8 protein-coding genes, 1 tRNA gene and 2 rRNA genes (1 of these 11 cut by a window edge) are annotated in these 12,558 nt (G+C 63.7%); 5 read left to right on the top strand and 6 right to left on the bottom strand.

All coding sequences use genetic code 11. From position 1 onward, the window contains the following. Positions 1-145 precede the first annotated feature (145 nt). On the top strand, positions 146-838 hold the full coding sequence (locus HEP73_RS02515; protein WP_009605019.1) for a rhomboid family intramembrane serine protease: 693 nt from the start codon (positions 146-148) through the stop codon (positions 836-838). A 40-nt stretch (positions 839-878) separates the two neighbouring features. Further along, positions 879-1,199, top strand: a complete 321-nt coding sequence (locus HEP73_RS02510; protein ID WP_142742976.1) for a DUF1820 family protein — start codon at positions 879-881, stop codon at positions 1,197-1,199. A gap of 180 nt (positions 1,200-1,379) precedes the next feature. Here HEP73_RS02510 and HEP73_RS02505 read toward each other — a convergent pair whose 3' ends face one another. Both HEP73_RS02505 and HEP73_RS02500 read right to left on the bottom strand, forming a co-directional pair. Further along, positions 1,380-2,882, bottom strand: coding sequence for a S41 family peptidase (locus HEP73_RS02505; protein ID WP_185821993.1), 1,503 nt, complete (start codon positions 2,880-2,882; stop codon positions 1,380-1,382). A 105-nt stretch (positions 2,883-2,987) separates the two neighbouring features. Beyond that, on the bottom strand, positions 2,988-4,193 hold the full coding sequence (locus HEP73_RS02500) for a murein hydrolase activator EnvC family protein (RefSeq protein WP_255423644.1): 1,206 nt from the start codon (positions 4,191-4,193) through the stop codon (positions 2,988-2,990). A gap of 209 nt (positions 4,194-4,402) precedes the next feature. Here HEP73_RS02500 and HEP73_RS02495 point away from each other — a divergent pair, with 209 nt between their 5' ends. Then, positions 4,403-5,065: a DUF4097 family beta strand repeat-containing protein gene (locus tag HEP73_RS02495; RefSeq protein WP_185821992.1), complete on the top strand. Its 663-nt coding sequence runs from the start codon at positions 4,403-4,405 to the stop codon at positions 5,063-5,065. Between the two features lie 84 nt (positions 5,066-5,149). Beyond that, on the top strand, positions 5,150-6,880 hold the full coding sequence (locus HEP73_RS02490) for a M28 family metallopeptidase (RefSeq protein ID WP_185821991.1): 1,731 nt from the start codon (positions 5,150-5,152) through the stop codon (positions 6,878-6,880). Between the two features lie 340 nt (positions 6,881-7,220). Here HEP73_RS02490 and HEP73_RS02485 read toward each other — a convergent pair whose 3' ends face one another. Further along, positions 7,221-8,288, bottom strand: a complete 1,068-nt coding sequence (locus tag HEP73_RS02485) for an NAD(P)-dependent alcohol dehydrogenase (RefSeq protein WP_185821990.1) — start codon at positions 8,286-8,288, stop codon at positions 7,221-7,223. Positions 8,289-8,842: 554 nt separating this feature from the next. Here HEP73_RS02485 and HEP73_RS22785 point away from each other — a divergent pair. Further along, on the top strand, positions 8,843-9,028 hold the full coding sequence (locus HEP73_RS22785) for a PepSY domain-containing protein (protein WP_185821989.1): 186 nt from the start codon (positions 8,843-8,845) through the stop codon (positions 9,026-9,028). 66 nt (positions 9,029-9,094) lie between these two features. Here HEP73_RS22785 and rrf read toward each other — a convergent pair. The 3 genes from rrf to HEP73_RS02465 form a co-directional block, all read right to left on the bottom strand. Then, positions 9,095-9,209: ribosomal RNA gene (gene rrf / locus HEP73_RS02475) — 5S ribosomal RNA — on the bottom strand. Between the two features lie 176 nt (positions 9,210-9,385). After that, positions 9,386-12,265, bottom strand: a 23S ribosomal RNA gene (locus tag HEP73_RS02470). A 227-nt stretch (positions 12,266-12,492) separates the two neighbouring features. After that, positions 12,493-12,558 (bottom strand) — tRNA-Ile (locus HEP73_RS02465); it runs 11 nt beyond the window's last position.

The raw sequence follows: 12,558 nt of genomic DNA, 5'->3' as shown, positions 1-12,558 counted from the left end.
CTCCCGACATACGACGCCGTATGCAGTATACCCCGCTGCGTTAACCGAACAATAACAATACCGCCCGTTCAGTTTTGCCCAGAGTAGGCGTGCGTTCAGCCGGAGGGAGCCGGTATCGTTACGGGCCACGTTCCCCGGTACTGGCATGTTCGTCTCCATTCCCTCCCGCGACCGGACCACGCTGCGCTGGGCCACGCCGCTGCTGTTCGCGGCGATGTGGCTGGCGTTCCTGTGGTCGATCAGCCGCCCCAACCAGGCCCGCGCCACGCTGTGGCTGGACTGGGGCGCGCTGTCGGCCGGCGTCGCAAGCCCGCGCGACTGGCTGGCGACGGTGCAGGACGGCAGCGTGCTGCGGCTGTTCACCGCCCTGTTCCTGCATGCGGACTGGTCGCACCTGCTCGGCAACCTGGTGTTCCTGCTGATCTTCGGCCTGCCGGCCGAGCGCGTGCTCGGGCCGTGGCGCTTCCTGCTGCTGTTCCTGGGCGGCGGCGCCCTCTCCAACCTGGCCGCGGTGTTCGCGATCGGTACCCCGGACCGGGTCATCATCGGCGCCAGCGGCGCGGTTTCGGCGCTGATCGGCACCTACCTGGCGCTGTTCCCGCGCGCCAAGCTCGGCGTGGTGCTGCCGCTGGGGCTGTTCCTGGAATTCGTGCGCGCGCCGGCCTCGCTGCTGATCGGCACCTGGGCGGCGCTGCAGGTGGTGTTCGCCTATATCGGCCCGGCGTTCGGCATGGTCGCCTGGTCCGCGCACCTGACCGGCTTCACCCTGGGCATGGGGTACGGGCTGTACGTGCGCGCGGCGATCGCGCGGCGCCTGCGCAAGCGCAAGGGCTTTTGACCCGCCACGCCGCGGCGCGGGCGCGCTCTATACTTCGCGCATGGCCAAGTCCCTGTACAAAGTGACGTTCCTCAACCACGGCAAGGTGTACGAGCTGTACGCGCAGCACGTGGGCAGCAGTCACCTGTGGGGCTTCAGCGAGATCGGCGGGCTGGTGTTCGACCTGCACGACGGCCTGGTGGTCGATCCCACCGAAGAACGCCTGCGCGAGGAGTTCGGCGACACCAAGATGCTGCACCTGCCGATGCAGAGCATCGTGCGTATCGAGGAAGTAGAAAAGAAGGGCCAGTCCGCGATCCGCGACGCGGCCACCGGCGAAAAGGTGATCACCCCGTTCCCGATGCCGGGCAAACCGCGCTGAGCGCATACGGGTGAGAGTGCCGGTCAGCGCCGCGCCGCTATCGGCGCCCAGTGATTTTGTAGGAGCGGCTTCAGCCGCGACCGGACGTTACCGGTAACGCCCGGTCGCGGCTGAAGCCGCTCCTACAGTGGATAGCGTCCGGATCGAACTGCGCGGCGTGGTGCGACCGCCGCCGCCGCGTCAGTCGCCCGAAGGCGGCGTCGGCGTGTCGGTCTTGGGCGGATCGGCCTTCGGCGTCGCTGCGGCCGGCATGTCGGCCTTCGGTGCTTCGGTCTTCGGTGCCACGCTCTTGGGCGCGAGCGTCGCCGGCTTCGCCGCAGTCGGTGCAGCCGCCTTCGGCTTCGCCTTGGCCTGCTTGGCCGCGGTGGCCCTGGCCACCGCGCCGGGCTGCTTCAGTTCGGCCAGCGCCTGCGCGATCGGTGCATCGCCGGGCAGCACGTCGCCGGCGCTATAGCCCTCGGCACCTTCGTCGTCGCCGTGCAGGTGGCCGGGCAGCGTCGCTTCGCTGTAGTCGGCCAGCACCGCCGGCTTGTCCGCGTCCTGCTTGCTCTCTTCCGGACGCAGCACCACCTCCGGCACGATGCCGCTGGCCTGGATCGACTTGCCGCTGGGCGTGTAGTAGCGCGCTGTGGTCAGCTTGACCGAATCGCCGTTGTCCAGCGGCAGCACGGTCTGTACCGAGCCCTTGCCGAAGGTGCGGCTGCCGACGATGCGCGCGCGCTTGTTGTCGCGCAGCGCACCGGCCAGCACTTCCGAGGCGCTGGCCGATCCGGCATCGACCAGCGCGACCATCGGCGCGCCGTTGAGCAGATCGCCGGGCGTGGCGTCGAACTTGGAATCGCTGACCGAGATGCGCCCGCGCGTGGTCACGATGGTGCCCTTGTCGAGCAGGTCGTCGGCCACCTGCACCGCCGCGGTCAACAGGCCGCCGGGATTGCTGCGCAGGTCCAGCACCAGGCCGCGCAGCTTGCCGCCGGACTGCGCCTGCAACTGCTGCAGCTGCTTGTGGAAGTCCGCGCCGGTATCGGCCTGGAAGGTGCTGATGCGGATGTAGCCGTAACCCGGCTCTAGCATGCGGCTGCGCACGCTGGCCACGCGGATGGTCTGCCGGGTCAGGGTCACGTCGAACGGCCTGTCCAGCTTCTCGCGGACGATGGTCAGCACCACCTTGCTGCCCGACTCGCCGCGCAACGGCTCCATCGCCTTGACCGCGCTGATCGGCTTGCCGTCGATGGCGACGATGATGTCGCCCGAGCGCACGCCGGCACGCGCGGCCGGGGTGTCGTCGATCGGCGACACCACCTTGAGCGTGTTGTCCGGCAGCTGCAGCAGTTCCACGCCGATGCCGTCGTAGGCGCCGGTGGCCTGTTCGTCGAAGGCCTCGGCGTCTTCCTTGCTGAAATAGGTGCTGTGCGGATCCAGGTCCAGCAACAGGCCACGGATCGCCGACTGCATCAGTTTCTTGTCGTCGACCGGATCGACGTAGGCTTCCTTCACCGCGTTGTACACCGCCACGTAGCGGCGGATCTCGTCCAGCGGCACGCGCGAGGTGGCCGATTCGGTGGCATCCGGATCGTCGCCGCTGGCGGTGGGGGCCGAGGGCGTCTGTTCGCCGACGCTCTGCGCCATCGACGGCAGCGGCGCCAGAGCAAGCAACAGGGCAGCGGACAGAACTACGCGCATGAAGCACTCCGATTAGGGGATGGCCTGCGCCGTGCACGGCGCAGCTGTCCGGATTATGCGCGAAGCCAGGCTAAATTCGCGTTGAATGCCCCGCCGCCGCGGCCCTCAGCGCCGTTGCAGCCACGACGACGGATCCACCGGCTGGCCGTTGCGGCGCAATTCGAAATACAGCGCCGGGCGCCCCTGGCCGCCGGAATTGCCGACCTTGGCCACCGCATCGCCGCGCTTGACCCGCGCGCCGGGATCGCGCAACAGCGTGTCGTTGTGCGCGTACAGGCTCATGTAGCCGTTGCCGTGGTCCACGATCAGGATCATGCCGTAACCGGTCATCCAGTCGGAGAACACCACCGTGCCGTCGGCCACGGCGGTGATCGTGCTGCCGGCCGGCGCGGCGATCAGCACGCCGTTGCTGGTGCGTCCGTCGGGCAGCTTGCCGCCGTAGCGCGCGATCAGATCGCCGGACAACGGCCAGCCCAGGCCGCCGACCTTCAGCGCGGGCGCCGAGGCCACCACCTTGGGCGGCACCTTGCTGCCGCCACGCGACGGATTCTTCGCCGCGGCCTTGGCCTGCGCGGCCTGCTCGGCCGCCGCGCGCTTGGCGGCGGCACGCCGCTCGGCCTCGGCCCGCGCCGCCGCCGCACGCAGATTGGCCAGCAACGTTTCCAGCGCCTTGGCGTCCTGGCCCAGCGCCTTCTCGCGCTCGCTGCGGTCCTGGTAGCGCTCGTCCAGTTCGGACACCAGGCTGGCGCGCTGCTTGCGGTCGCGCTGCAGCGCCGCCGCCTGCTCCTGCTGCTGGCGCTGCGCCGCGCTGAGCTGTTGCCGCTTTGCCGCGACCTCGCGCTGCACCTGTTCCAGCGCCTGCAGCTCATGGGTCAGCGATGCGATGCGCTGCGCGCGTTCGCGCTGCAGATAGCGGTGATAGGCCAGTAAGCGGTTGGCGTCGGCCACCCGGTCCTGCGCCAACAGCAGCTTCAATGGCGCATTGCCGCCGATCGCATAAGCCGCGCGCAGCAGTTGCGCCAGTTCGGCGCGCTGCCGCACCAGGCCGTTGCGCAGTGTGTCGCGCTTGCGCTCCAGTTCGGCCAGGGTCTGCTGGTGCTGCTGCAGCGCCTGCTGGGTCTGCGCCAGGCTGCGCCCGGTGGTGGCCACCTTCTCGTCGGCATCGCGCAGCTGGCGCGCGGCATCGCCGCGCTTGCCTTCCAGTTCGCGCCGCTCCTCGGCCACGCTCTTCAGCTCGCCGCGCACCTTCTCCAGACGGCGCTCGGCCTCGCGCGGGTTCTGCGCCAGCGCCAGAGTCGCGATCAGAAGCAATACCGACCCCGCCAGCCACCTCGTCGCCGCGTGCCGGGGCGCGCGCAGGCGCCGCCCCGACGCGGTAGGCGAGGCGGGGCGCAACGAAGCGGAGGCGGTTGCGGGCAAGGGCTGGTCCAATGACTTCAGGCAGGTGCGGATTGTAGCGAAGCGTGTTGTGATCGCCGCACAAGTAGGTGCCGCGACTGGCCGGCGTCCGGAGGTGGGTGATGAAGCGTACGCATGTATCGGTCCTGTTGGCGCTGGCCCTGGCCGCCGGCCCGGCCCTGGCCGCAGAAGGCATCAGCAAGGTCAACGGCAGCATCACCGCCGAATCCGGCAAGCAGTACGGCGACCTGGAAACCGTGAACGGCGGCATCACCGTCGAATCCGGCGCCAGCGTCGGCGACGTGGAAACCGTCAACGGCGGCCTCAAGATCGCGGACAACGCGCAGACCGGCGGCCTGTCCACGGTCAACGGCGGCATCCGCGTGGGCTCGCAGGTGCAGATTTCCAAGTCCATCGAGACGGTCAACGGCGGCATCTTCGTCGACCGCGGCGGCCGCATCGGCGGCAGCGTGGAGAGCGTCAACGGCAGCATCGGCCTGGTCGCCACGCAACTGGAAGGCGGCATCGAGACGGTCAACGGCGACATCACCGTCGGCCACGACTCGCACCTCGGCGGCGGCATCGAGATCAAGAAGCCGAGCTTCAGCATCTCGTTCAAGCCGACGCGCAAGCCGCGCATCATCATCGGCCCGCGCGCGGTGATCGACGGCCCGCTGCATTTCGAGCGCGACGTGACCCTGTACGTGCACCGCAGCGCGAAGACCGGCCCGATCAGCGGCGCCACCGCGCAGCCGTTCGACGGCGACACCGCGCCGGAGAATTGATCCGGTCGCGTCGCGCGCACCGCCGGCGGCGCGCGCGCGGGACTTGCCTATAGAATCGGGATTCCTCACACCCCAGGAGCCCCCATGTCCCGCAAGCTTGTGCTGTGCCTGGCCGCGGCGGCCGCGCTGACCGCGTGCAAGCGCGAGGCGCCGACCCCGGCCGCCGATACGGCGCCGCCCGCGCCCGCTCCGGTGGCCGCCGCGGGCCACACTTTTTCTCCCGACATCACACCGGCCGACTTCGGCGATCTGGTCAAGACCCTGTCCTCGGACACGTTCGAAGGCCGCGGCCCCGGCACGGCGGGCGAAGAGAAGACGGTCTCCTATATCCGCGATCAAATGCAGCGCATCGGCCTGCAACCGGGTAACGGCGACAGCTGGTTCCAGGACGTGGCGATGACCGAGACCACGGCCGACCCGACCACCACGCTGAAGCTGGAGCAGAACGGCAAGCCGCGCGAACTGAAGTTCGGCACCGACATGGTGATCGGCACCCGCACCGGCCAGACCGAGGTCAAGATCGACGCCAGCGACATGGTGTTCGTCGGCTACGGCGTGGACGCGCCCGAGCAGAAGTGGAACGACTACGCCGACCAGGACTGGAAGGGCAAGACGGTGGTGATGTTCGTCAACGACCCCGGCTTCCACACCGAGGACGGCGCGCTGTTCGAAGGCAAGCGCATGACCTACTACGGGCGCTGGACCTACAAGTTCGAGGAAGCCGCGCGCAAGGGCGCGGCCGCCGCGCTGATCGTGCACGACACCCCCGGCGCCAGCTACGGCTGGGACGTGGTGAAGAACTCCTGGTCCGGCGCGCAGTACGACCTGCCGGCCAAGGACGACCCGGAACCGCGCATCCCGGCACAGGGCTGGATCACCGCGCAGGCCGCCAAGCAGTTGTTCGCCGACGCCGGACTGGATCTGGACCAAGCCTACAAGGACGCGAGCAAGCGCGGCTTCAAGCCGGTGTCGCTGAAGGCCAAGCTGTCGGTGGACCTGAAGAGCACGATTTCCGAGAAGAAATCGCGCAACGTGGTCGGCGTGCTGCCCGGCGGCAGCCGTGCCGACGAAGCGGTGCTGTACATGGCGCACTGGGACCACTTGGGCAAGCACGAAGGCGAGAGCGGCGACAACATCTACAACGGTGCGGTCGATAACGCGACCGGCGTCGCCGGCATCCTCGAGATCGCCGACGCGTTCGTGCACCAGCAGCCCAAGCCGGAACGCTCGGTGGTGTTCCTCGCAGTGACGCTGGAGGAGTCGGGCCTGCTCGGTTCCAAGTACTACGTCGCCCACCCGACCTTCCCGTTGAACAAGATCGCCGGCGTCATCAACCTCGATGCGATGCCGGTCACCGGTCGCGCCAAGGATCTGGTGGTCAACGGTTTCGGCAGCTCCGAACTGGAGGACCTGCTCAAGCCGATCGCCGCCGCGCAGGGCCGCGTGCTGCATGCCGAGTCCTCGCCGCAGAGCGGCTTCTACTTCCGCTCCGATCACTTCAACTTCGCCAAGGCCGGCGTGCCGGCGCTATACATCGATGGCGGCGAAGACCTGATCGACGGTGGCATCGATGCCGGCAAACGCGCTGCCGAGGACTACGGCAAGCACCGCTACCACACGCCCGCCGACCAGTACGATCCGGCGACCTGGAAGCTCGACGGGGTGATGGACGACCTGCAGGCCGTCTACGGCGTCGGCAAGGGACTGGCGGCGGGCGACGCGTGGCCCAACTGGTATCAGGACAATCCGTTCAAGGCCGCCCGCGACAGCATGATGGGCAATGCCAAGCAGGCGGAGGCGACGCCGAGCAAATGATCGGCTGACGCGTCCCTAGCGATGGTCACGACCATTCCGCACGGCTTCGCCTATCGCCACTGATGCCCGAAGCTGCCGCTTCCCTGTAGGAGCGGCTTCAGCCGCGACGGGCGTTACCGACGTGGCCAGTTGCAACGATTGGCCCCTGGGCTCTTCCAGAGTTGCCGCCACACGTTTCGTTACCTGTAACCACGGGAACGCAAAGCGCTCCAACGCAAGGTCATGGCACACGACGCGCATAAAAAAACGCCTGGGCACTCGCGTGCCCAGGCGCATCGTCGAACATTGCGCATCGATCGCGCATGGCCGACCGCATCCTCGCGCGGCCGGCCACGCCGCATCAAGCGGCCTGCTTGGCATTCTCCAGGCTGGCCATGTCGATGACGAAGCGATACTTCACGTCGCCCTTGAGCATGCGCTCGTAGGCCTCGTTGATCTGCGCCATGTCGATCGTCTCGATGTCCGACACGATGCCGTGCTTCGCGCAGAAATCGAGCATCTCCTGGGTCTCGCGGATGCCGCCGATCAGCGAGCCGGCCAACTGCCGGCGCTTCATGATCAGGTTGAACACCGTCGGCGACGGATGCGGCTCGGCCGGCGCGCCGACCAGCGTCATCGTGCCGTCGCGCTTGAGCAAGGTCAGGAAGGCATCCAGGTCGTGCGAGGCAGCAACGGTATTGAGGATGAAGTCGAAGCTGTTGGTGTGCGCCGCCATCTCCTCCGGCAGCTTGGACACCACCACTTCGTCGGCGCCCAGGCGCAGAGCATCCTCCTTCTTGTTCGCCGAGGTCGTGAACAGCACCACATGCGCGCCCATCGCGTGCGCGATCTTCACGCCCATATGGCCGAGACCGCCCAGGCCGACGATGCCGACCTTCTTGCCCGGCCCCACCTTCCAGTGATTCAGCGGCGAATAGGTGGTGATACCGGCGCACAGCAGCGGCGCCACCGCGGCCAGGTCCTTTTCGGCATGGCGGATCTGCAGCACGTACTTCTGGTCGACCACGATATGGTCGGAATAACCGCCATAGGTGTTCTCGCCACCGAACATTGGGCCGTTGTAGGTGCCGACGAAGCCGTTTTCGCAATACTGCTCTTCGCCGTCCGCGCAGGATGCGCAATGCCGGCAGCTATCCACCATGCAACCGACGCCGGCCAGGTCGCCGACCTTGAAGGCCTCGACCTGGTCGCCGACCGCGGTCACGCGGCCGACGATTTCATGTCCTGGCACGGACGGATATTGGGTGTTCTGCCATTCGTTGCGTGCCGTATGCAGGTCGGAATGGCAGACGCCGCAGTAGAGGATCTCGATGCTGACATCCTGCGGTCCGGTCGCACGGCGCTCGAACGCGTAAGGGGTCAGCGGCTGATCGGACGCCAGTGCGGCGTATCCATTGGCTTGGCTCATGGGAGAGTTCTCTCGTGACGGGGGAAGGGATAGCGGCTTGTGGTGCTCCGATGTCGTCGGAGCCGACAGCGCAGGTCAAAGCCGGCTGGCGCAGCAGTCGAAAAGTCTAAGCCGCGGTGCATTAAAAGCGCGCATCGCCGATGGAACGGAGCGAACCATCGTGGCGGGCAGGCTAGCGAACCGGGGGCGCCGTCGCGGAATCGCTCGGATCGGTCTCAAGGGCGAGCGTCGAGCGCGAGGACCATATCGATCTGGCGCACACAACGGCAATGGAAGACCGAAGCCCCAAGCCGAGGATGGAAGCGTAATGCGTACTTATCCATGCCGTTGGAGCTGGAAGCGTACGCAACGCAGAAACGAGAGCACCGCTGAAACCGGCCTGCCATGATTAAGAAGCACGAAACAATGGAAACGGAGATTCGGCGTAGCGCCGAGTTGGCGTCCGGCCCCTGCAAGCACAGGTCTCCGGCATCCGATTCCAAACATGGCGCTGCAGACGCCTCAGGTCGGCCAGCGCGATCGGCACACGCGGCGGTCGCATTTACGCGGAAGGGGTGCCGTCGAAGCTGAGCGAAGCGGAGGTGCGTGCGGCATTGACGACGGCGGGTTACACGCAGGTACACGACGTGAAGTACGACGACGGTTTGTGGCAAGCGCAGGCGCACAGTACGACGGGCCAGCGGGTAGAGGTGTACGCGGACCCGGAGGACGGGCGCGTGGTGAGCGCAGAGCGGGACTGACGTTTTGCTTTTTTGCGCCCAATAAAAAATCCCCGTCCTTGTGAGGACGGGGATTTGGGGTAAAGCCCCTGGCGATGACCTACTCTCGCATGGCTTGAGCCACACTACCATCGGCGCAGCTGCGTTTCACTTCCGAGTTCGGGATGGGATCGGGTGGTTCCACAGCGCTAATTTCACCAGGGAGACGGTTGGAGTGTCGCCGCGATGCGTCGTTCGAACAAGGCACGGATGTGTGCGGAGGTCGAAGGACGGCATTGGGCGCCAGCCTCTCATAGGGTGTGACGTAGCGAGCGATTGGATAGCTATCGACGTGTGTCGTGCTAAGGGTTGCTTTTTGAGGAAGCAACTTGAGGTTATATGGTCAAGCCGCACGGATCATTAGTATCAGTTAGCTCAATGCATTGCTGCACTTACACACCTGACCTATCAACCACGTAGTCTACATGGTTCCTTAAGGGGGCTTGTGCCCCGGGAAGTCTCATCTTGAGGCGCGCTTCCCGCTTAGATGCTTTCAGCGGTTATCGCTTCCGAACATAGCTACCCGGCAATGCCACTGGCGTGACAACCGGAACACCAGAGGTTCGTCCACTCCGGTCCTCTCGTACTAGGAGCAGCCCCTCTCAAACTTCCAACGCCCATGGCAGATAGGGACCGAACTGTCTCACGACGTTCTGAACCCAGCTCGCGTACCACTTTAAATGGCGAACAGCCATACCCTTGGGACCGACTACAGCCCCAGGATGTGATGAGCCGACATCGAGGTGCCAAACACCGCCGTCGATATGAACTCTTGGGCGGTATCAGCCTGTTATCCCCGGAGTACCTTTTATCCGTTGAGCGATGGCCCTTCCATACAGAACCACCGGATCACTAAGACCTACTTTCGTACCTGCTTGATCCGTCGATCTTGCAGTCAAGCACGCTTATGCCTTTGCACACAGTGCGCGATGTCCGACCGCGCTGAGCGTACCTTCGTGCTCCTCCGTTACTCTTTAGGAGGAGACCGCCCCAGTCAAACTACCCACCATACACGGTCCCCGATCCGGATTACGGACCTAGGTTAGAACGTCAAGCACGACAGGGTGGTATTTCAAGGATGGCTCCACTGCAGCTAGCGCCACAGTTTCATAGCCTCCCACCTATCCTACACAGACGAACTCAACGTTCAGTGTAAAGCTATAGTAAAGGTTCACGGGGTCTTTCCGTCTTGCCACGGGAACGCTGCATCTTCACAGCGATTTCAATTTCACTGAGTCTCGGGTGGAGACAGCGCCGCTGTCGTTACGCCATTCGTGCAGGTCGGAACTTACCCGACAAGGAATTTCGCTACCTTAGGACCGTTATAGTTACGGCCGCCGTTTACTGGGGCTTCGATCAAGAGCTTCGCCTTGCGGCTGACCCCATCAATTAACCTTCCAGCACCGGGCAGGCGTCACACCCTATACGTCCACTTTCGTGTTTGCAGAGTGCTGTGTTTTTGATAAACAGTCGCAGCGGCCTGGTTTCTGCGACCCTCTTCAGCTATAGCTCGCATGAGCCACCAAAAAGGGTGCACCTTCTCCCGAAGTTACGGTGCCATGTTGCCTAGTTCCTTCACCCGAGTTCTCTCAAGCGCCTGAGAATTCTCATCCTACCCACCTGTGTCGGTTTACGGTACGGTCTGCGTAAGCTGAAGCTTAGGAGCTTTTCCTGGAAGCGTGGTATCAGTGACTTCGTCTAAAAGACTCGTCTCGGTGCTCGGTCTTAAAGGATCCCGGATTTGCCAAAGATCCAAACCTACCGCCTTTCCCCGGGACAACCAACGCCCGGTACACCTAACCTTCTCCGTCCCTCCATCGCACTTACGCGAGGTGCAGGAATATTAACCTGCTTCCCATCGACTACGGCTTTCGCCCTCGCCTTAGGGGCCGACTCACCCTGCGCCGATTAACGTTGCGCAAGGAAACCTTGGGCTTTCGGCGTGCGGGTTTTTCACCCGCATTATCGTTACTCATGTCAGCATTCGCACTTCCGATACCTCCAGCAGACTTCTCAATCCACCTTCAACGGCTTACGGAACGCTCCTCTACCGCGCATCGCTTATCGCGATGCACCCCAAGCTTCGGTTCACTGCTTAGCCCCGTTAAATCTTCCGCGCAGACCGACTCGACCAGTGAGCTATTACGCTTTCTTTAAAGGGTGGCTGCTTCTAAGCCAACCTCCTGGCTGTCTGTGCCTTTCCACATCGTTTTCCACTTAGCAGTGAATTTGGGACCTTAGCTGTGGGTCTGGGTTGTTTCCCTTTTCACGACGGACGTTAGCACCCGCCGTGTGTCTCCCGGATAGTACGTACTGGTATTCGGAGTTTGCAATGGTTTGGTAAGTCGCGATGACCCCCTAGCCATAACAGTGCTCTACCCCCAGCAGTATTCGTCCGAGGCGCTACCTAAATAGCTTTCGAGGAGAACCAGCTATCTCCGGGTTCGATTAGCTTTTCACTCCTAATCACACCTCATCCCCTACCTTTGCAACGGGAGTGGGTTCGGGCCTCCAGTCAGTGTTACCTGACCTTCACCCTGGGCATGACTAGATCACCCGGTTTCGGGTCTACTGCCCGCGACTATGCGCCCTTATCAGACTCGGTTTCCCTTCGCCTCCCCTATACGGTTAAGCTTGCCACGAACAGTAAGTCGCTGACCCATTATACAAAAGGTACGCAGTCACTCTTGCGAGCTCCTACTGCTTGTACGCACACGGTTTCAGGATCTATTTCACTCCCCTCTCCGGGGTTCTTTTCGCCTTTCCCTCACGGTACTGGTTCACTATCGGTCGGTCAGGAGTATTTAGCCTTGGAGGATGGTCCCCCCATATTCAGACAGGGTTTCACGTGCCCCGCCCTACTCGTCTTCACTGGAATGGCCCTTTTAAATACAGGGCTATCACCTTCTATGGCCAACCTTTCCAGGTTGTTTTTCTAGAACCATACCAGCTTAAGGGCTAGTCCCCGTTCGCTCGTCACTACTTAGGGAATCTCGGTTGATTTCTTTTCCTCCGGTTACTTAGATATTTCAGTTCACCGGGTTCGCTTCCAGCAGCTATGTATTCACTGCAGGATACTGCCGAAGCAGTGGGTTTCCCCATTCGGATATTGCCGGATCAAAGCTTGTTGCCAGCTCCCCGACACTTTTCGCAGGCTGCCACGTCCTTCATCGCCTCTGACCGCCAAGGCATCCACCGTGTGCGCTTATTCGCTTGACCATATAACCTGAAGTTGCCTCCAAGCTATGCTGAGTCCGGGGGTACAAAGCCCGGACGCGAACTATAACGACTCAATTTCTAGGGACTCGAGGTCCCCGCCTTAGCCACAACGACACGTCAAGATAGTTTGATCTCAAACGCTCGCTACGTCACAAATTTTAAAAGAACATACCCCAGCCTCAATGCTGGCGCATCTTAAATTCTTAGTGTGCTTATTACATTCAGAGTGGTGGGTCTGGGAGGACTCGAACCACCGACCTCACCCTTATCAGGGGTGCGCTCTAACCACCTGA

This window comes from Xanthomonas sp. GW, from assembly GCF_014236815.1.
In the GTDB taxonomy this organism is placed as follows: Bacteria; Pseudomonadota; Gammaproteobacteria; order Xanthomonadales; family Xanthomonadaceae; genus Xanthomonas_A.
This window is presented reverse-complemented; position numbering and strand designations above follow the sequence as displayed.